This is a genomic window from Enterococcus sp. DIV0802b (assembly GCF_050543535.1).
Classification (GTDB): domain Bacteria; phylum Bacillota; class Bacilli; order Lactobacillales; family Enterococcaceae; genus Enterococcus_D; species Enterococcus_D entomosocium.
This window is the reverse complement of sequence record NZ_CP172941.1, coordinates 997,440-1,017,323: the sequence shown is the minus strand read 5'-3', so window position 1 is coordinate 1,017,323 and position 19,884 is coordinate 997,440. Positions and strand designations below refer to the sequence as shown.

Annotated in this window: 21 protein-coding genes and 1 other RNA gene; 7 read left to right on the top strand and 15 right to left on the bottom strand. The window is 41.6% G+C overall.

What is annotated here, in order from left to right; translation table 11 throughout:
- Window positions 1-76: 76 nt before the first annotated feature.
- Genes IGJ12_RS04640 through IGJ12_RS04630 form a run of 3 tightly spaced genes read right to left on the bottom strand, consistent with a single transcriptional unit; the run spans window position 77 to window position 2,581 of the window.
- On the bottom strand, window positions 77-1,537 hold the full coding sequence (locus IGJ12_RS04640) for a sensor histidine kinase (RefSeq protein ID WP_005237199.1): 1,461 nt from the start codon (window positions 1,535-1,537) through the stop codon (window positions 77-79).
- The gene (locus IGJ12_RS04635) at window positions 1,537-2,250 is read right to left on the bottom strand and encodes a response regulator transcription factor (protein WP_005237200.1); all 714 of its coding nucleotides are present in this window, start codon (window positions 2,248-2,250) and stop codon (window positions 1,537-1,539) included. Before IGJ12_RS04635 ends, IGJ12_RS04640 begins: the two co-directional genes overlap by 1 nt.
- Window positions 2,231-2,581 carry an SdpI family protein gene (locus IGJ12_RS04630; RefSeq protein ID WP_005237201.1) on the bottom strand — a complete coding sequence of 117 codons (351 nt, stop codon included), beginning with the start codon at window positions 2,579-2,581 and terminating at the stop codon, window positions 2,231-2,233. The genes IGJ12_RS04635 and IGJ12_RS04630 overlap by 20 nt, the downstream gene beginning before the upstream one ends.
- Window positions 2,582-2,726: 145 nt before the next feature.
- Here IGJ12_RS04630 and IGJ12_RS04625 point away from each other — a divergent pair, with 145 nt between their 5' ends.
- On the top strand, window positions 2,727-3,497 hold the full coding sequence (locus IGJ12_RS04625) for a Cof-type HAD-IIB family hydrolase (RefSeq protein WP_016619858.1): 771 nt from the start codon (window positions 2,727-2,729) through the stop codon (window positions 3,495-3,497).
- Between the two features lie 62 nt (window positions 3,498-3,559).
- Window positions 3,560-3,923: a transfer-messenger RNA gene (gene ssrA, locus IGJ12_RS04620) on the top strand.
- A gap of 404 nt (window positions 3,924-4,327) precedes the next feature.
- On the opposite strand, the gene IGJ12_RS04615 is transcribed toward ssrA, so the two are convergent.
- Window positions 4,328-4,543, bottom strand: a complete 216-nt coding sequence (locus IGJ12_RS04615; RefSeq protein ID WP_087664377.1) for a helix-turn-helix domain-containing protein — start codon at window positions 4,541-4,543, stop codon at window positions 4,328-4,330.
- Between the two features lie 207 nt (window positions 4,544-4,750).
- Here IGJ12_RS04615 and IGJ12_RS04610 point away from each other — a divergent pair, with 207 nt between their 5' ends.
- The 3 genes from IGJ12_RS04610 (at window position 4,751) to IGJ12_RS04600 (ending at window position 7,172) form a co-directional block, all read left to right on the top strand.
- Window positions 4,751-4,957, top strand: coding sequence for a hypothetical protein (locus tag IGJ12_RS04610; RefSeq protein WP_430619399.1), 207 nt, complete (start codon window positions 4,751-4,753; stop codon window positions 4,955-4,957).
- Between the two features lie 236 nt (window positions 4,958-5,193).
- Window positions 5,194-5,562: an ACT domain-containing protein gene (locus IGJ12_RS04605; protein WP_005237205.1), complete on the top strand. Its 369-nt coding sequence runs from the start codon at window positions 5,194-5,196 to the stop codon at window positions 5,560-5,562.
- Between the two features lie 509 nt (window positions 5,563-6,071).
- Window positions 6,072-7,172, top strand: a complete 1,101-nt coding sequence (locus tag IGJ12_RS04600; protein WP_005237206.1) for a mandelate racemase/muconate lactonizing enzyme family protein — start codon at window positions 6,072-6,074, stop codon at window positions 7,170-7,172.
- A 53-nt stretch (window positions 7,173-7,225) separates the two neighbouring features.
- Here the strand turns inward: IGJ12_RS04600 and IGJ12_RS04595 are convergent, their stop codons facing one another.
- Window positions 7,226-8,641 carry a glycoside hydrolase family 1 protein gene (locus IGJ12_RS04595; protein WP_005237207.1) on the bottom strand — a complete coding sequence of 472 codons (1,416 nt, stop codon included), beginning with the start codon at window positions 8,639-8,641 and terminating at the stop codon, window positions 7,226-7,228.
- Window positions 8,642-8,656: 15 nt separating this feature from the next.
- Window positions 8,657-9,961, bottom strand: a complete 1,305-nt coding sequence (locus IGJ12_RS04590; RefSeq protein WP_087664378.1) for a PTS sugar transporter subunit IIC — start codon at window positions 9,959-9,961, stop codon at window positions 8,657-8,659.
- A gap of 170 nt (window positions 9,962-10,131) precedes the next feature.
- Between IGJ12_RS04590 and IGJ12_RS04585 the strand changes: the two genes are divergently transcribed.
- Window positions 10,132-10,833 (top strand): GntR family transcriptional regulator, encoded by a 702-nt coding sequence (locus tag IGJ12_RS04585; RefSeq protein ID WP_034872495.1) that lies wholly within the window; start codon window positions 10,132-10,134, stop codon window positions 10,831-10,833.
- A gap of 49 nt (window positions 10,834-10,882) precedes the next feature.
- Here IGJ12_RS04585 and IGJ12_RS04580 read toward each other — a convergent pair whose 3' ends face one another.
- The 4 genes from IGJ12_RS04580 to IGJ12_RS04565 form a co-directional block, all read right to left on the bottom strand.
- Entirely contained in the window at window positions 10,883-11,650 is a 768-nt protein-coding gene (locus IGJ12_RS04580) for a serine hydrolase (RefSeq protein ID WP_430619398.1), read from the bottom strand.
- A 36-nt stretch (window positions 11,651-11,686) separates the two neighbouring features.
- Entirely contained in the window at window positions 11,687-12,598 is a 912-nt protein-coding gene (locus tag IGJ12_RS04575; RefSeq protein ID WP_176374284.1) for a C40 family peptidase, read from the bottom strand.
- 21 nt (window positions 12,599-12,619) lie between these two features.
- Complete coding sequence (locus tag IGJ12_RS04570; protein WP_087664380.1) at window positions 12,620-13,693, bottom strand: dipeptide epimerase; 1,074 nt, start codon at window positions 13,691-13,693, stop codon at window positions 12,620-12,622.
- Window positions 13,694-13,881: 188 nt separating this feature from the next.
- Entirely contained in the window at window positions 13,882-15,543 is a 1,662-nt protein-coding gene (locus IGJ12_RS04565; RefSeq protein ID WP_087664381.1) for a peptide ABC transporter substrate-binding protein, read from the bottom strand.
- 720 nt (window positions 15,544-16,263) lie between these two features.
- On the opposite strand from IGJ12_RS04565, the gene IGJ12_RS04560 reads away from it, so the two are divergent.
- Window positions 16,264-16,599 (top strand): antibiotic biosynthesis monooxygenase family protein, encoded by a 336-nt coding sequence (locus IGJ12_RS04560; protein ID WP_061053883.1) that lies wholly within the window; start codon window positions 16,264-16,266, stop codon window positions 16,597-16,599.
- Window positions 16,600-16,673: 74 nt separating this feature from the next.
- Here the strand turns inward: IGJ12_RS04560 and IGJ12_RS04555 are convergent, their stop codons facing one another.
- From IGJ12_RS04555 to IGJ12_RS04535, 5 genes are all read right to left on the bottom strand, one after another.
- Window positions 16,674-17,447: a hypothetical protein gene (locus tag IGJ12_RS04555; RefSeq protein WP_061053882.1), complete on the bottom strand. Its 774-nt coding sequence runs from the start codon at window positions 17,445-17,447 to the stop codon at window positions 16,674-16,676.
- 168 nt (window positions 17,448-17,615) lie between these two features.
- The gene (locus IGJ12_RS04550; protein WP_005237217.1) at window positions 17,616-17,843 is read right to left on the bottom strand and encodes a hypothetical protein; all 228 of its coding nucleotides are present in this window, start codon (window positions 17,841-17,843) and stop codon (window positions 17,616-17,618) included.
- Window positions 17,844-18,024: 181 nt separating this feature from the next.
- Window positions 18,025-18,486: a GAF domain-containing protein gene (locus IGJ12_RS04545; RefSeq protein WP_008377623.1), complete on the bottom strand. Its 462-nt coding sequence runs from the start codon at window positions 18,484-18,486 to the stop codon at window positions 18,025-18,027.
- A 167-nt stretch (window positions 18,487-18,653) separates the two neighbouring features.
- Complete coding sequence (locus tag IGJ12_RS04540) at window positions 18,654-19,304, bottom strand: NAD(P)H-binding protein (RefSeq protein ID WP_082741566.1); 651 nt, start codon at window positions 19,302-19,304, stop codon at window positions 18,654-18,656.
- A 135-nt stretch (window positions 19,305-19,439) separates the two neighbouring features.
- Window positions 19,440-19,865 carry an Rrf2 family transcriptional regulator gene (locus IGJ12_RS04535; RefSeq protein WP_034878711.1) on the bottom strand — a complete coding sequence of 142 codons (426 nt, stop codon included), beginning with the start codon at window positions 19,863-19,865 and terminating at the stop codon, window positions 19,440-19,442.
- Between the last annotated feature and the right edge of the window lie 19 nt (window positions 19,866-19,884).

The window sequence follows — 19,884 nt, the reverse complement described above, 5'->3', positions numbered from 1 at the left end:
AGTCTTTTTGTTTGGGCTGCTGCCAATGAACCGCAAAAAAATCGACCGGCTAAGCGAATTGCTGCCGGTCGATTCCTTATTCTTCATTTAAGTCGATATCTGGAAAAGAGATTTTAAAGGTCGTGCCTTTGCCAAGTTCACTTTCTACACTGATCTTTCCTTTGTGCAGGCGTACGAGCTGTTCAACGATTGATAAGCCTAGACCTGATTCGCCAAATTGACGGTTTTTACGGGACGGATCGACTTTGTAGTAACGATCCCAAATATTTTTGACTTGTTCTTCAGACATACCGATCCCCGTATCACTGATTTCGATAATCGTTTCTAAATAGCCTTTTTCTATTCGGACCCGAATTTCTCCATCTTCCGTAAACTGGATCGCATTTTGTAAAATATTGACCATGATCTGGACGAAACGATCATAATCCGCGTAGACATCGATTGGCTCGGTTGTTTCTAAAATCAGCACATCTTTGGCAATTTCTGCCTTGCTCTCCAGTTGCGTCAACAGATTTTTGATGGTTTGCGTCGCATCAAATTTTTTGATGACCATCGAGATTTGATTGGTCCTGATTTTTTCGTAGTCAAGGTTTTCGTTGACAAGACGAATCAAGCGATTGGTTTCATTTTTCATCAAGCGGATCGCATTGTCTTTTTGATTCTCAGGAATTGCGTTGTACTCTAAGCCCTCCAATAAGCCATTGATGGTCGTCAACGGGGTACGCATCTCATGAGAAGCATCCGCCATAAATTGCCGACGACGTTCTTCTTGCCGTTCAATTTCTTCTTGGGATTCTTTTAAGGATTTCGTCATTAAATTAAAATCTTCGGCTAATTCATCAAATTCATCCCGATTATGCACCGGCAAGAAAATATCAAAATTGCCATTAGTAATTTCTTTGGTTGCTCGTTTCATTCGATTGATCCGTCTTACTTGGAACGTAGCGAAAAGGTAACTGATCAATAATGAGACAACGATCGAGATCAAACAAACTTTAAACAAGTTTTGATTAAAAGCACTGACAAGATTCAAAATACTGCTTGCCGATTGCGAAACCACCATTACACCGTAAAAATCCGTGCGATTGACAGAAAAAGGTATCAACACATAGGAAGTCAGTTCTTTTTCCCCGTATAAATTTGTGGCGGAAGTCAGTTGTAGACGCGCCCCATTTTCTAAGGATTGCCAGTCTTTTTCAGAGATAGGAAAATCAACAGCATGAGCGGTATCTAGTGGATAAATAATGTCATCAGGACTTTTAAAGAAAGCAAAGGAGATATCTTGGTTGCTCAAAATATTCTCAGCCAAACGCAAGGAATACTGTAGATAGCCATCCCGGGTCATATTTTGCTGTAAATATTCTGAATCACTGATTTGCGAAATCGTCGCGACCGACGAAGCATACCCCATTAACTGCTCATAATTCCGTTCTTGTAACGTTTGGCGTGTCATTTGAGTAAACGCAATACCAATCGTCATCAAGATCACGAAGATCACCACGAAAAATGCAATCAGCTGTTGATACAGGTAGCGCATCAAGCAGCACCCGCATCATCAAATTTGTACCCAACGCCCCAGACGGTTTGAATGATCTGTGGCCCCACTTTTTCAATTTTTTGTCTTAGTTTTTTGATGTGTGCATCAACGGTCCGTTCATCGCCAAAGTATTGGTAATCCCAAACCAGTTCTAACAGCTGTTCTCTCGAAAACACTTGTCGCGGTTTTTTCGCTAACGTATAAAGCAAATCAAATTCTTTCGGCGTCAACCCATCGATGGGTTTGCCATTTAAATAGGCTTCCCTTGTTTTTGTGTTCATTTTGAAATGATCGGTGACGATATCAAAGGTAGCATCGGAAGCTTCAGGTGTTGTTTTTTCAACCAATTCACTGCGGCGGTGTAATGCCTTGATCCGTGCAATCAAGGTCAATGGACTAAAGGGTTTCGTCACATAGTCGTCCGCCCCCATCTCTAACCCGATGACTTGGTCGCTTTCTGAATCACGGGCCGTCAACATAATAATAGGAACTGTACTAGAGATTTTACGAATTTCGCGCGCCACCATCATGCCGTCCATGGAAGGAAGATTCAAGTCAAGGGTGATCATATCCCACTTGTCTGGTTCAGCAGCAAAGGCCTCTAGTCCTTCTTTGCCATCGTATTTAAATACTGCTTCCCATCCTTCATTCAAGAAAAACATTTGCATCATTTCAGAAACAGATTCATTGTCTTCAATCATTAATATATTCATTTTCTTCACCTCTATGTTCTTTATCAAATCGTTGCAGATTTTCTTCGATCAGGCCAAAGATCGGCACGATGAACCAAGGGATCACGATCATTTCAACTAGAAAAAAATTGGTCCATTCTTGCCATTTCAAGACAAACCCAATGAGCGCCATGATTCCGCCAAAAAGCAGAAAGAATCGGGCAGATAGTTTTTGGGCCTGTCGCCAATTGCGTTCATTTTGTTTTGCTAGATAGGAACGGTATCCATAAATAAGGTTCATTTTTTTTGATGGAAAAAGAAAAAAAGTGAGACCAATCAAGAAAAAAATGCTGCCAATTACTAAAAAAATCATCGTTTCACTCCATTCTTCCTATAGTATACTCGAATTTCTTTCTTCTACCAACAACTTCACCGATTATTCATAAAGGTTTGCCTTTTTTTCAATCTTTGATAAGATTGTGAGTGGACTATGACTATAAACCTTAGGAGTAAGATACATGACCTATAAAGCATTAACTTTTTTTGATCTTGACGGTACGCTTTTAGATGAGCACTCGCAAATCACTTCGGAAATTGCTGAGGCGATGGCGAGGTTGCGAAAAAACCAAGTACTGCCGATCATTGCAACAGGCAGAACCGAACCTGAAGTTACCGCTATTCGTGAAGCAGCTGGTATTACCTCGAACATCGTCATGAACGGTGCTTTTATCCGCATTGATGGCAAAGAAGTTTTTTCCGATACCCTTGAGCCTGAGCTTTGCGCAAGGATGTACCAAGCCGTCAAAGACAATGGCGATGAGCTGTGTTATTACAATGAGAAAGGCTATTGGGCGACTGGTCACACCGAGGAAATGGTTGGCGCATATAACTACGTCCGTAGCCCTCTACCAGAAATCGATCCTCTGCATTATGAAACTGATCGGACCAATATGTTATTGGTTTTAGGTGTCGGCAACGATGCTTATTATCATGAGCGTTTTCCCGAACTAACTTTTTATCGTAATACGCCCTTTTCAATCGACGTCGTAAAATCCGGGACTTCTAAAGGGACTGGCGTAAAAACCTTGGTAGAATTATTGGGTCTAGAAGATGTACCTACCTTTGGCTTTGGTGACGGCAGCAACGATTTCGCCCTTTTAGAAGCTTGTGACCACAAGATTGCAATGGGAAATGGGATTCAAGAGTTAAAAGAGCTGGCAGACTTCGTGACCTTGAAAAATACCGAAGGCGGGATCGTACACGCCCTGAAACATTTTGACTTAATCTGATTCTTTGCACACGCACGAAAATATGGTATACTAGTGAATGGTAGCGATACCCCTTTTATCAAGGGGATGTTACGGATTCGACAGGCATAGTTGAGCCTGAATTGCGCTTCGTAGGTTACGTCTACGTTAAAACGTTACAGTTAAATATAACTGCTAAAAACGAAAACTCTTACGCTTTAGCTGCCTAAAAACAGTTAGCGTAGATCCTCTCGGCATCGCCCATGTGCTCGAGTAAGGGTCCTATTCTAAGTGGGATACGTTTTATCTTTCCGTCTGTAAGATAAAAAAGAGATCATCAGACTAGCGATACAGACTGCCTGTCACTCGGCAAGCTGTAAAGCGAATCTACAAATGAGTTGACTATGAGCGTAGATTTTTAGGTAGCAATATGTTTGGACGCGGGTTCGACTCCCGCCATCTCCATTTTAAACTGTCAGTAAGTGACACTAAGAGCCAAAACCTTGATTTTACAGGGTTTTGGCTTTTTACTTGTGCCAGTATGTGACACTATTTGACTACCAACCTACATCAAAACCTACATCAAAAAAAGCCCACCACTCCGAAAAGTGATGGGCTTTGACTTTATAATTTGCCAGTGTTTCATTTTCGTTGTAATGCTTTCACCCAATTCGATGGACTTGAAGTGATGCCATCTGCCGGCGTGCTTTTGAAATACTTCTCCCCCTTGATCGTTAACGATCTTCTGTGCGGTCTTCTTCAATTTATACAAGACAATAAAAATAAAGAGAACCTTAGAATAGTCACGTTCTAATAGTATAATCACGATATTCTAAGTATTCGCTTTATGTCTTGTCCTACTTTTCCAAAAGTTATTCTTTCGTAAGTCTGATAATTTCTGAAATATCGTCAATTTCTAATGCATTAGCGATTCTTTCAATATGTGGAAGGTAAACTTTTTCTCGTTTGCCATTTGCCAGCTTATTAATAATCGAAGGTTCAATATCAGATAAGCGTGCTAACTCTCTTAGAGAAATTCCTCGGCTTTTTACAAGCTCTTTTAAGCCTATTTCTATTTTTCTGTTCATGTATTAGCCACCTTTTTCTGCAAGCAGATGTTGTTCATAAGGACATCATATAGTAAAACAGAACCGAAATTGGTGTCTATAAGAGCACCAAAAAAACAGAATGGAGGCGTTACTTTGAAAGAAATAGAAAAGATTGGCATTAAGACGAGTAATAAGCAGCCGGTAAAAGAAATTAGTTACTAGGACATATATGGTTTAGGAGATACTTTGGAGCAATTGAAATCTTGGCAAGAACCACTCGGTGTATTAGAAAAATTTTTCAGTGACAAAAAAAGACCCGTGAATAAGCAGAAAATCATCCGAGATTATCATGCCTGCTCCTTATTATTCCATGTTTTTCTCACAGACTTAGGTAGCTCCCTCGAAAAACTGGAACTCCAGATTGGTGATTTAAAGACTCGAAGAAAAGTTTAATAGCAAAACGATAGCTTGAGGTCATATCAAGCGATAAATGATCGCTTACTTTGCTTATTTATTCTAATAATAGAACATTTTTAACCGCTTATTTTCTTCTGTATAAAATCTCCCCGTCTGTTATGCCTCGCAGAAACGACACAACGCTTAGAATCGTACGTGATCAAATGATAATCGCCTTCCCTTCTTTCTTATCCTTTGATATGATGTTTGCATCAAACGAAGGACGTGATTAGATGAAACTAACCTTACTGGCTCCCTCTTTTTCTGTCATCCAAGTAAAGAGTATTGATCCTTCGATACTGAAGATTGTTCCTCTGTTTTTTGCCCATACGTCAGAAGAACTTTCTTTGGTGTTACCAACTGCAAACGTTCCAGCTGAAACGCTAAACAGAGAAGATGGATGGAAAGCGATGAAAATAATTGGTGTGCTGGATTTTAGCTTGATTGGCATTATTGCAAAAATCTCTTCCCTTCTAGCCGAGGAGTCAATCAGTATTTTTGCTGTTTCTACCTTCAATACTGATTATATTTTAATCAAGGAGCATCAGGTAGAACAAGCTCGTACTGTTTTAACCGCCAATGATTATTCTTTTGTCAATTGAGAAAAAACTTTTTCTTCCTTACTACAAGTTACTCTCGATCGCTTTATGAAATACAAAAGAACGACTGAACCAAAGAAGTTCAGTCGTTCTTTTGTATTTCACTTGTCGTTGAAGAAAGATAAGAGTACTAGGTATCCCAAATAAAAGACTTCCCCAAGCTTTCATCTGCCCCAGTACTCTTCATTGCTCGTTGTTAAGATAATCATAATACAAAAATGATTTTTATTCAATAAATATGTCTATAAATTACATTAAATACCTTTTTATGACAATTTATAAGGTTTTCAATTCATTTCTTATAACATCTCTCCAATTTCTATTTATATTCTGAAGAGGTCCTTTAGCTTCGCTCCTAAGTGAATGACCTCTTAAAAAGAGACATTCTTGTTTCCTAAGTATTGAATTTGAGCGATTTTTGTCTTGTCAATCTCGCGTTCCCATGCTAACATGATTATGCAAACGTTAACATTAAAATGCACACGTGAACATTAGTTTGAGGAGGATTTTTAATGGCAAAAATTACAGATGTACAAACAGCGTATTATCGGATACCTCTTCCGGAAATCATGGAAGATGCGAAGCACGGCTTACACACCCACTTTGAAGTGCCTATCGTCAAGATCGTTACTGATGAGGGACGTGAAGGTGTGGGCTATACGTATACTGGTGGCTTCGGTGGCGAATCGATTGCCAAACTGATCGACAAAGAACTAAAAGCAATCCTTTTAGGGAAAGATCCAGCATGTGTGGAGGCCTTGTGGGATCAGATGAACTGGGGCATTCACTATGTTGCCAGAGGCGGTTTAGCGAGTTTCGCCATTGCGGCTTGTGATATTGCCTTATGGGACTTACGCGCGAAAAAAGCACAAGAACCCCTCTACAAACTTTTAGGCGGCGCAAGTAACAAAGTCAAATGCTATGGTGGTGCGATCGATCTAAACTTTTCTCTTGAAAAACTCTTAGCCAATAATCAAAAATATTTAGACATGGGATTAAAAGCGGTCAAAATCAAATTGGGCCAAAAAACACTTGCCGAAGATATTGCTCGAATAAAAGCGGTCAGAGAATTGATTGGTCCCGATGTTGTCTTTATGGTGGATGCCAACATGAGCTGGTCTGTTGAAAAAGCGATCAAAGCCGCCAAACTGATGGCGCCTTATGACATTTTGTTCCTTGAAGAACCAACAATCCCCGAAGATTACGAAGGCTACGCTCGTATCGCTAAAGAAGGGCAAATTGCGGTCGCAGGCGGGGAAAACTTGCGCACCCCTATTGAGTTTGCTCATATGATCAAATATGGCAATGTCGATTTTCCACAACCCGACGCTTCCAATTGCGGTGGGATCACCGGATGGTTGAAAATTGCTGCCTTAACACAAACAAGTAACTTATCTGTTTCTACACATGGCATGCAGGAATTACACGTCAGTCTACTGGCGGCGATGCCTAATGCTGGGTATCTTGAAATGCACAGTTTTCCAATCGATCAATACACCACGAGACCATTAGTGATCGATCCATCCGATGGCCGTGCGATTGCACCAGAAGAACCAGGGATTGGTGTCATATTTGACTGGGAGAAACTTGCTCCTCATAAACAACCCTTTTAACTGAAAACCCACGATTATTTCCTTTAGGATTAGGAAATAATCGTGGGTTTTTATTACAGAATCAATGGCTTTTCTTCAAATGGAAGCCACCGTTCATCAATAAGGGAACGATACCAAGCGGCTGATTTTTTTAATGACCGGGTCCGTTCTTCATTTAACTCAATTCGGACGAGACCATAGCGGTTCTTAAATGCATTCATAGGTGAAACACAATCGGTAAATGCCCAAAGCATATAGCCTTCGCAGTTGGCGCCTTCCTCGACGGCTTTTAACAGCCAGTAAAGATGTTCGGTAATAAACTGAATCCGATAATCATCTTGGACTTGACCTGTGGCATCCATATACTGTTCTTCATTTTCCCGCCCCATACCATTTTCAGTGATCAGCCATGGAATATTGCCATAATTCTCTTTAAGATAATTAGCCATATCGTACATGACCTTCGGATAGATTTCCCAGCCACGAGAGTTATTCATTTGTTTTCCTGGCAAATCAAAGGTCTCATAAAACATTTCTGGATGAAATGGTGTATCCGAATGCCATTGATATCGTGGTGCCCGCACGCGTTTCGGGTAGTACTGATTGACACCTAAGAAATCCACCGTATGGGTGCGGATCGTTTCCAGATCTTCTTCTGTCGGATCAAAGTAGATGCCATAGGTTTGGCAAAGTGTGATAAGTTCCTCTGGATAATGACCTTTGACCATTGGATCAAAAAAGATCCGGTTGAAAAAGAGATCATACATTTTTTGCGCTTTTTGATCCTCCGGTGAGGAAGAGCGTGCGTAAACCATTTCTGGATTCAGCACACAACCGATGCGCCCCTCATAGCCTTTTTCATGATAGGCAGCCACTGCTTGGGCGGATGCCAATACTTTGTGATAGTTCCAAAGCATCCATTTTTTCGTATTTTGTTCATGGGGCCAGCGAATCGCGTCAAGATAACAACGGGTTTGAATAACGATCGGCTCATTGAAGGTGAACCACTGTTTGACTCGATCACCGTAACGTTCGAAGGCAATCTCGGCATAACGGGTATATAGATCGACCACTTTACGCGAGCTCCAGCCATCATAGGCATCCATCAAACTAGCTGGCAGTTCATAATGTTCCAAACAAAGCATCGGTTCGACACCAGCCGCAAGCAATTGGTCGATAAGCTGATCGATATGAGCAGCATAGTCTTCATCAACGATCAGCTGCTCATGATCGGTAAAGAAGCGCGCCCAGTTGATCGATGTTCGATAATGGGTCAAATGAACCTCCTGCATCAGTTGAACATCCTCTGAAAACTTTTCCATAAAATTCGTCGCAACAGCAGGCCCGTAGCCATTATGCCAGACAAAGCGTTCTTCTTTGTACCAGCGATCGAGATACGAGTCTTGCTCTTCTTTCTTTCCCTGCCAGCCTTCTGTCTGCCAAGCAGACGAAGCAGCCCCTAAAATAAATGTTTCAGGTATTTTTACCATTTTTTCAAAACTCCTTTATGCAACTTCATTGGTCATACGATTCATTACCAAAACAAAAGGTAGATAGATCAAAATCGCCACGACAATACAGATCACTTGTGTGATCACAGCCCCGAAATCTCCGGCAGTAGCTAGATAAGCATTGACGATCGGTGGCATCGGCCATGGGACCATTACCACTGCTTTAGCGGCAAAGCCTAGACTTGTCGCCACGTATCCAATCGTTCCTGTTACTAACGGTGTGAGGATAAAAGGAATCGCCAAAATGGGATTCAGCATGATCGGCATTCCGAAGATCACCGGCTCATTGATATTGAAAATTCCAGGTGCTAATGACAATTTAGTGATTTGACGCATGTCCTCCCGTTTACCGACGATCAAAATAGCAATCAGCAAACCAATCGTCACGCCAGAGCCGCCCATACTCATATACATATCCCAAAACGGCATCGTAATGATATTGGGTACTTCTTTTCCAGCTTCAAAAGCTTCCGTGTTGACGGCGATCGCTGCCAGCAACAATGGTTCTCGAATGGGTTTGACCATCTGGTTCCCATGAATCCCGATGACCCAAAAGACTTGTGCGATAAACATCAACAACAAGATGCCTGGTAAGCCTTGGACGATTCCTTCCAGTGGTCGTTGGACGACATTGTAGATGATATCGTAGGCATACATCCCTGTAAGTGCTTTGATAGCAAAACCAGCGGTGGCGATGATGGTCACGGTGAAAATCGTTGGAAACAATGCCGAAAAACTTGCCGAAACATTCCCTGGAACACTATCAGGCATCGTGATCTGCAGCCGTTTTTGTCTTCCTAGCCACGCATAAAGCTCGATGGAAACGATTGCAACGAACATGCCTAAAAATAGACCTTTCGTGTCCGTGTATTGCTTAGCCAGCACGTTTTCGGCAACCACCGTCGCATCTTCGTGCAAAAATTCAAAGATCATTGGATTAACAGAAAGATAAGACATCACGGCGATGATTCCTGGAAAGACCCCAGAAATCTTATTTAGTTTTGCTAGCTCAATCCCAATCAGAAACACTGCATAGATCGTTAAGAAACTCAATGTCACATAACTGACCGCAGATGAGATTGGTTTTAAACTTTCTAAAAAGCGCAGTACCTCGATTTGTGCCAATCCATTTTCAGCATCAAAAACCATTGCTGAAAACAATGTACCAAATGCCCCTGTAATGATTACTGGAATCAAAGCAGCAAAGGCATTTTTAATGACCATGATGTAGCGTAAATTGTTGATCCTGTTGGCAAATTTTCCCAAAACGTCAGCGAGTCGATCCATAAATCCTTGCATAAAACTCCCTCCTATACCCTATTCTTCAATTGATAGAAAACGATTACATTACAAATGTAATTCATTTCTTGAAGAATGTAAACGCAGGAAAAGCCTTTAAAACAGGGTATGTAAAGCTCCACGTTTACATACTTCGTTTTATCACTTATTATTATTTTGAGGTGAAGCAAATGGCGAACTACCATGACATCGCTGCCGATTTACGGAGCAAAATCAATCACGGGTTTTACGAAGAAGAGAAAAAATTGCCGAAGCAATCCGAACTGGCTGCGGATTATCAAACGAGCCGCGTGACGATTCAAAAAGCATTGAATATTTTACAAATGGAAGGCATTATTTACGGTAAAAAAGGCACGGGTACGTTTATCAGCGATTCCTATTCAACCTTCGATTACAACGCCAAGATCAATCGCGGGCTGACCAAGCGCCTTGGAGAAACAGGAAAGATCACCAGCAAGATCATTTCTTTTGCCATTCTTTTTCCCGATGAGAAAGAACAAGAAAAACTAAACATTCGCAGTGACCAGCAAATTTATGATATCGTTCGTTTGCGTCTATTTGACGATATACCCGTTGTTTTAGAATATACCATCATGCCGCTTCATGTCATTCCTGGCATTACCGAAGAAGTCTTAACCTCTTCCGTCTATAGCTACATCACGAACCAACTCCACTCCTCGATTGGAACATCTGTCCGTCGTATCAAAGCGGATCGTGCAGACACCTACGACCAGCAATACTTAGCTTGTGCTGCCACCGATCCCATTTTAGAAGTGGAACAAACGGTTTACCTCGGCGATGGGACGCCTTTTGAATTTTCCCAATCACGGCACCGCTATGATATGGGGGATTTTATTGTTGTAAATAATTAATACGCTGCGTATCGATCCTCACTCAGAGGCACTCGATACGCAGCGTATTTTACTTAAAATACTGCTGATAGACTGTTTGACCAATTTCTCTTAGCCAACTGATCCCTCGGCCACTACCGGCTTTATCATAGGAAAATGCCGCAATGATGATCGTCGTTTCATTGACTTGCAAATATGCTACATCGTGTTCGATGCGGTCAAGACGACCTGTCTTATTAAAAATGCGGCAAGAAGGCTGCGCAGTTTCAGCAAAATTCCCCGCTAATCCATCTTGAAATTGCTGCTGATTTAAAGGTGAAAATCCTAGTGCAGCTTCTTCTCGTTCCACACACCTTAGTAGCAGTTTGGCAGCCACCGAGGGTGTCAAGCGGTTCTCTTTGTCTTTGATCGGTCGCATCATATACCGTTCAAATTGGATCTCCGGCTCCTGAATCCATGCCTGAAGCGTGGGCAACCCTACTAAGTCCAATAGTACATTGGTCGCAGTATTATCAGATACGGCGATCATTGCCGTGAGAAGTTCACTGATGGTCCAACCTTTCTTCTGAGGAAAAAGACGGATCACCCCAGCACCCCCTGTCAGATCAACAGGGCTCACACAAATTACCTGTTGGGGATCGATCTTTTTTTCGATGATTTGTTCAAGATAATACGCGTACAAAACAAGCTTACTAATACTCGCTGCCGAAAACGACTTTTGACCCTGATAGTCAACAAGACATTCCGTTGGCGTACCGATCCATACCCCCATTTCCAACGTTGCCTGGTAGTTTTTTAGAATAGGATCAATTGCTACACGCAAGTCATCTTTTCCCATCAAATGCCCCTTTCCTTACGATCATGAAAAGAATGTTCATGAGTATTCCTGTGATTCATTCGGCTGGTTTTGCCAATAACGCGCCACAACTGCGAGTTCTGGTTCATAATTAGAGCCAGTGATTTTGGTTTTCATGACCCGTGACCCAGGTGTTCTTGAATGAATCATTTCGTCATCCCCCAAATATAGACCGACATGATGGACTTCGCCTTTTCCTTCTTCATAAGCAAACAACAGCAGATCCCCTGGTTGTGCCTGACTGTAAGGTACGATGTTTGCTTGTTGTGCTTGCTCGATCGTATCTCGGGGGATTAAAATACCATGAAGTCGATGCAGCGAATACATGAATCCAGAACAGTCAAAGCCACTGCCGCTAATGCCTGCCCAGACATAGGGCTGGTTTATAAATTGTTCTGCCAAGGCTATTATTTTTTCTGGGAGCTTTGCCCATGTGTCCGATAGGACGTGAGCAAAAGCTTTAGCGATCGTTGCTGGTCCATTAGGCGTAGCCACTTGATAGGAATCTGCGGTTTCCCCAACAAGTGGTAAAACTGTTCCAAAAGAAACAAGTCGTGTGGTCGAGTCAAAAACAAGCACGGCTTCTTTTGCAATCACACCAATCCTTCTTTTGGCTGTTGCATAGTCTGGTGACAATGGCTTCAATACCTCGTTCGGCAGATAACCCGGATACCCGAGTGGGTGTTTATTGCTTATTTGATCCAAGACGATCACATGGGACCAACCATCCGTTTGGGCGATGACTGCTACAATCGTCCCATATAATACTTCGGAGTCCACTAAGCTTTCCTGATAAAGCCGCATCGTATCTTCATCAGTCAAAAAAGTATGCAGTGCTTCTAAAGGAAATGCTTTGATTTTTGCTAGTACTTTGTTTTCTTTGGGTTCCTTCCATAAGAAGGAAGAGCCAGCCTGAACAATTTGTTTCATCTTTGCTCCTCTCATAACTGTTTATTCGTTGATTCCTAGTCCGATGCGTTCGGTGACGCTCAAGCTTCCTGGACGCTGAAGAATCCCTTGCATTTCAGGGGAAGTCGTTTGGGTCTCCCACATAAAAGGAACATCCAGATCATAAAATTGGACATCCGCCATCCCCAAGGCAAAATGGGCGGCTGCAGCCATTCCCCCATACCCTTCAATCATCGAACCGACCATCACCGGCATTTGATGCTCTTTTGCCAATTGATAAATTTTTTGTCCCTCTTTGATCCCGCCGCTTTTCATCAATTTAATGTTCATATAATCGCAGCAGTTTTCAGCAATCAAACGTTTGGCATCCTCATAGGAAAAAAGACTTTCGTCTGCCATGATCGGAATCGTCGTCCGAGCAGTCACATAGCTAAGTCCAGCAAAATCATTGGCTTTGACGGGTTGCTCAACAAACTCGATCGGAATGTCTTGCCATTGATCTAAAATCTGCACCGCTTCTTCTTTGGTCCAGCCTTGATTGGCATCAATTCGAAAGGGGATCTTTCCTGCCAAACGTTCATTGATGCGGCGAATTTTCGCAACCTCCTCTTCGATCGCGTCTACTCCCAGTTTGATTTTCAAGGAGCGAAATCCCGCCTGGATTTTCGCTTGGGCATCATGCAGCATCTGCTCCTGTGAACCAACACTGATCGTATAGTCGGTTGTCAGTGTATTGGCAGAACCACCTAAATAGCGGTAAAGAGGCAAGTTTGCCGCTTTTGCCAGTGCATCATGCAACGCGATATCAATCGCCGCTTTAGGGCTCGTATGATGCTGGATCAACGCATGAAGCTCATCCATTACCAGCAATTGGGCATCTACCTTTCTTCCTAACAGGAACGGGGCAAAGACAGTTTCGATATCTGTTAAAATACTTTCTTTTGTATCACCGGTGATCACTTCGGTAGGTGCTGCTTCTCCGATGCCAACGATCCCATTGTCAAAAGAAAGCAGCACTCGAATCACTTCGACGGCGTGCACTTCTCTGAGCGCCGTTTTAAACGGTGCATTCAGCTGGATCGGAATTAGCTTCGTTTCAACTGCTGTGATTTCCATTCGTGTTCCTCCCAAAAGGAAAAGCCGTTCTTATCTAGCTGGAATGAATGATTCCTCTTCACTGCTAGATAAAGAACGGCTTTATTCCTTGTTCTCAAGTTGCTGAACGCTCGAATCGCGTTCTTCTTTTCTGCAGTACTGTTTGACTACGTCAGTCGGTAGATGTATGAAAAAATTGTTTTTTTTACTTATTCTTCGACAAACACATTTTTATAATCATAGGCAGCACCGACACTATGAACGATGAGGCCTTTGATCTTAGGCGACCGCAGATGTGCTTCTGCACTTTGGAAAAGCGGTATAACACCCAAATCTTCATTTAAGATTTTTTCTGCTTCCACCATATTTTCCCAACGGACTTCTGGGTCGTTGGCATTTTCATTGGAGGCTTGTTCGATCAATTGGTCGTAGTCATCATTTAGCCATTTCCCACGATTGTAGGAACTGTCTTTTTTGAACAATTCCAAAAAGTTGATTGGATCTGCATAGTCTCCGATCCAGTTGTTCATGACCATCTCAAAATCGCCGCTATTGGAACGATCCAAACGAACAGAAAAAGGAACGTTTGTGACTTCGATAGTCAATCCATCCAGTGTTTGCTGCAAGGTTCCTTGAATGTATTCCGCCATTTTTTTCGATTGGTCGGTATCTGAGGTCAGCAGTTCAAAAGACAATGTATCGATACCCAGTTCTGCCTTGGCCTTTTCCCAATACTCTTGGGCTTTTTCTTCATCAAAGGCTAACGTGGTTGCCGCATCCTCAACAAAGTCAGCTTTTGTCTCTGGATTGAAAGCTAGGTCAGAAGGAACAAAACCGACAGCCGGTAATGAGCCGTTGCCTAAAATATTCTCAACGATTTGTTGCCGATTCATGCTATAAGAAATGGCTTGCCGCAAATTTGCATTTCGAAAAGGCGAATCTTCTGGTGCTTGATTCATTTCTAAATACTGAGTGGTTGCACTAGGCTGAACAATGTAATCAGGATGATTCACATTCTGCATCGCCAATTCACCGCTTAAAATAATGTCATCGGCTTGTCCGCTTTCGTACAAGTTATAAGCAGTCGATGAGTCTTTCACGACATCGAAATTAACTGTTTCAAGTTTGACTGAATCGGCATCCCAATAATCCGGATTTTTTTCCAATGACCACTGGATATCGGTGCCTGGGCCAGCATAATTGGTCAATAGGAATGGTCCATTGTACGCCGCGTTTTCACTTGTTAAGGCGTATTGATCACCAAATTCCTCCACGACACGTTCGTTTTGTGGGAAGAAGGTTGGAAAAGCCAGTAAAGATAAAAAGTAAGGTGTTGGTTTTTCTAACGTGATTTTCAACTCATGATCATTGACTGCTTCGATCCCTAACTCGCTTTTATCTAGCGTCCCATCTGAAATAGCGGCAGCGTTTTTAACGGGTGCCAGCATATAGGCATAATTGGAAGCAGTGGCTGGATCAACTGTTCGCTGCCAACTAAAAACATAATCAGCCGCAGTAACTGAATCGCCATTGGACCATTTTGCCTCTTCCCGCAGTGAAATGGTGTAGGTCAGCCCATCTTCACTGACTTCAGCTTCTTCACTTGCCCCGGCAATCACTGGAACATTGTTCTCATCCAAGCGATAAAGGCCTTCATAAGCATTGTTCAGAGTAATAAAGCTATAAGAGTCGGTTGCTAAAGAAATATCGGCACTGCCCATCTCCGCCGAAAATTGCACATTGATCACTTGCTCTACAGAAGAAGCTCCCGTTGAATCCGTCTCATTTTCTTGCGTGCCATTTTGACAAGCTGCCAAAAAGAAGCTGCTAAGTACTACAAGCATTAATGCATAGTTGGTACGTTTCCCCATTCTCACTCATCCCCTTCTAACATTCAGATAATTCAAAAAATTCTGTTTGTTGTACCGAGTTTACCGCAAGTTTATACAGCCTGTCAATTTAACGCGACGAAAAAATGTAAGAGGTTACACCGAGATGTCAGTTTTCCTTATTCTTTATTCCTTAATGAAACAAAGCCTATTGTCTAGCAACTATCTTTGAAAAATCTGCCGCTCTAAGAAAGCATACAAAAAAGTTCTGATCTCCTACTGATCAGAACTTCGAATGCAATCTTATACAGAATGAAGCATAAAAACGGATAAAAAAACTTCCACTATTTTCCTAACATTTCTTTCCTAACATTTCAAAAAAAGACGCAAATTTCGTCTTCATAGCGCTTTCTCAGAACCTTCCCACTTTTTTGCCTTTCAACTCAAGGAATAAAAGAAATCTCCTCAGAAAGCAAAAAAAACGTATCTATTTTAAAATGGGAGTGGTACACTAAACAAACGAAGAGTACTGCACGTGAGAAAAGAAAGACTTCCCCAAGTATCCATTTTCTCCAATACTCTTCGGACTCTTCAGTACGTATATTAATTATACGTACTTTTTTCATTTGTTCAAGGCTTTTGAGGGATTTAATCAAAAAATGACTATCGATAAAAAGCTTACAAGATCCCATAGCTAATTGACAATCATTCTCAATTAGCGCTATACTAAATGAAATCACTCACAGTCAAAGGAGGAATTTCATGTATATCCGTACCGTTGCGTTTGAAGTCATTCCAGAAGGTAAAGACATTTTTCTTGCTAAAATGAAAAAAGATTCCGCCTCAATGAAAACATTTGCTGGCTGTCACTCTGCTGAAGCATGGTTTTCAGAATCAAAAGACAGCCTCGTTTTCCAGTTGGTGTCAAAATGGACTGAGAAAAAAGCCTTTCAAGCTTGGTTAAAACGTCCCGAACATTTGCAAAAGCACAGAGAGGCGTATCGAGCAGAAAAAGAAGGAACTGCAAAACCGAAACTTGTTTTGTCCAAGACCGGTCAAGAATTTGTCTTGATCGATGAAGAGGCTACTCCTAGTTAAACTATAAGAGCGATCCACCAAAGCAGATTGATTTAGCTATGGTGGATCGCTTTCTTGTTCAGTGCCTCTCTTTTCTACTCCACCGTTCGTTCGTTCAAGGTTCTTCCTTGCTGATCTTTTAATTGTAGCCAACCATTGGTGCCCCCATAGTAAAGAAACATTCCTACCTCGTTGACACTTTTTAATACAACGTCTTCAATCGTGTGTCCCTCTTTGATCGCCGCTTGGTTTTCTTGCCGAATTTTTTCCGCTAAACGAGCAGAAAAACCAACCGATCCGTCTTTATTCAAGGGAATCTCTTGACTCAAAATTGCGCCTTTTTCAATTCGAACCTCGTTGCGTTTTTGCCAATAGACCCTTGCTTTACTTCCTTGATAGTCAACCATGAAGGGTTCATCTTGTAATTCTTTTGACCATTTGTGTCTTGGTTTGCCCCCTTTTTTTGCCTCTTTTGTCGTCTTTTTGCTCATAGATCCATAGCCAAGAAAATCGATAAATCGATCAAATGGTTTTGCGCTAGCAGCAATGGTTTGCTGCAACTCTTGTGGGATGCCGATGGATGCTTTGGACCCACTAGTTAACTGATATTGTTCTTGATAATAGGCTGCTAAATAAGGAGCCATGATCTCCCAAGATGGTGTGAGGATCATCAAGCGGTCGTATTCTAGCTTGTCGTCAAAGGCTTTATCGTCTGCTACTGAGAAAATTTGGCCGTCTTTGATAAAAAATAGCACAGTATTTTCTTTGACTTGTGCTAGACTTCCCTTAACAATTTGCAGTTGGCCTGCTTCATTCGGCCATTCAAAAAGCAACTGCTGCTCCTCAACGATCGTCTTTTTTAGTTCCATCCTAATCCCTGCTTTCTGTTGTTTTCTCGCCTATTATAGCACTTCTTTTGCTAGATACCTGAGTTTAAGAATCAAAAAAGAGACTGCTTCTGAGAAACAGTCTCTTTTTAAGGGAATTAGTTTACATGCATGGTTTCATTTTATTTTGATTGGGTGATTACCAATGGATCAGCTAAAAAAGCACTCAACTAGCGCTGGTTGATAGATCTCATTGTATTTTGCAACTACTCGTCCGCAACGTTCTTCGATGTCTTCATGATCGATCCCATCGTAGCGGATCACATTTAATACGACACATCGTTCCATTTTTCTGACCACTTCACCAATCACGCGGCTTTGTAAGCCGACTGGTTTACATTCATATGCTTTACCTAATACAATTGTTTCTGCTTCCATAATTCTCTCCTTAAAAACTCATTTTTCTAATTGTATTATCATATTATCATCTAATTTTAATTAAATAAAGTAATATGCCCGACATTTTTAAATAATAACTAAAAAAAGCGTTCATTATTCAATGAACGCCCCACTTAAAAACATTATGTTGTTTTATAGTTAAAATTAAAAAACAAGTACTTTATTGACGACTTGCTACCAATAAAGCAGCAAATTCTTCCAGATATTTCTGATCGATCGCATCATAGCTGTTCGTTTTTCCACTATCGATATCCAGCACTCCAAGCAACTGATCATCAACCACCATGGGAACTACGATTTCAGACATCGCTGCTGAGTCACAAGAAATATAATTTTCATGTTCTTTGACATTGGGTACGATCAATGTGGTTTTTTTCTCTGCTGATTCCCCACAAACCCCTTTGCCTAATGTGATTCTGGTGCAAGAGACTCTTCCTTGGAATGGACCTAAAATCAGTTCGCCTTCTTCAAACAAATAATAGCCGGCAAACACTGTATCTTCCAATGTTTCATTCAGTAAAGCAGAAGAGTTGGCCAGGTTGGCGATCCAATTACTCTCCGCTTCTAGCAACCCTTTTAATTGCAGAAGCATCAATTCATACGCTTCGATTTTTTTATTCATTTTATCACCTCTGTCCTTGATTATAAGCAAAGACAGAGGATTTGTCTTGTCTAAATTATTGGGTATTGGAAACAAAAAATTGTGAAAAAAGAAGTTGCCTGAAACAGTCTACTTGCCAACCTATGCAGCTATCGATTCTGATCGATTGGGTCAATCATTTGTTGAACCTACTCTGCATCAATCACAGTAAAACGAGTATTTTCATGTTGCACTGTTTCAATTTCATCAAGAATTGCTTTGGCTAACGTACCGCTGGAAGTTACTGATTTCTTTTGGTCGTTGAAAAGCAAGTGATCTTTGCCTAAAATCGCTGGTTTAGCTGGTCCCTCTTGAAATAGATTTCCTGGAGAAATCCCGACCCAATGAACATTTTTGACGGTTTCTAAAAAGAGATATTCATCTAACTGATTTTCTGGGATCGCGATCCAGCTTTCACTTCCTGGGGCTTTTTTCAATTCGGTAAGATTGCGTTCACCCGCTTCGTTGAACAGGCTGCCAGCTCCTAAAATGAAGAACAAGCGTGTGTTCTTTTCTCGAAACAGGTGCACTAATTTTGCTGCCAAATCCACATGCAAGTACGCTTGGTCAGGACTTGTCGCAAACGCATCGACCAATACGTCAAACCCGTCGAGGTCTCCTTCTGTTAACGAAAAAGCATCTTTTGTAAGTGTTTTGACTGTATCACCAAATTGTTCTTTGGCTTTAGCTTCATTTCTAACGATAGCAGTCACCTCATGTCCTCGCTGTACTGCTTCTTGATAAATAGCTGAACCTGCATTTCCCGTTGCGCCAATAACACCGATTTTCATGATAATCATCCTTCCTCATCTTTTGTTTGACTAAAACAGTTGTTACTAATCAAGTTACAACTAGAGTATAAAAGAAACTTTCTTTCCTGTCAAGAAATTGCTTAGCAGGTGAAAGTTCTTTTTACTGTGTTGTGTCCGTTCAATCTACTGTTTGGCTTCTCCTCGAATGCCTTCAATGATTGATTGCAACGAGATGGCACTCATCTCCTGCTCGATTTTCTTTTGCAGCACATCATAGGTTTCTTCTAATACCCCTTGAATATTCCCCCCAATTAAGCAGTTGGGGTTGGTTTTTTTGTCTGCATGTAAAAGATGGTGGTCTTTTTCAACACTCGCATAAATGTCCAACAAAGAAATCTCGTTTGGTTCCTTCGTTAGTTTAGGGTTTGGTTTTCCTCTTTGGCTTTCGATCAACCCAGCAACCCGTAGATCACTCATAATCCGACGAACATAAGCCGGATTCGTTTCAACACTCTGGGCGATCCGATCACTTGATAAATCAGTTCCTTTAAAGAGGTGGATATAAGCGAGGATGTGAATGGCGTCGCTGTATTTGGTTGAGTATTTCACTTCGTCTCCACTCCTTTTT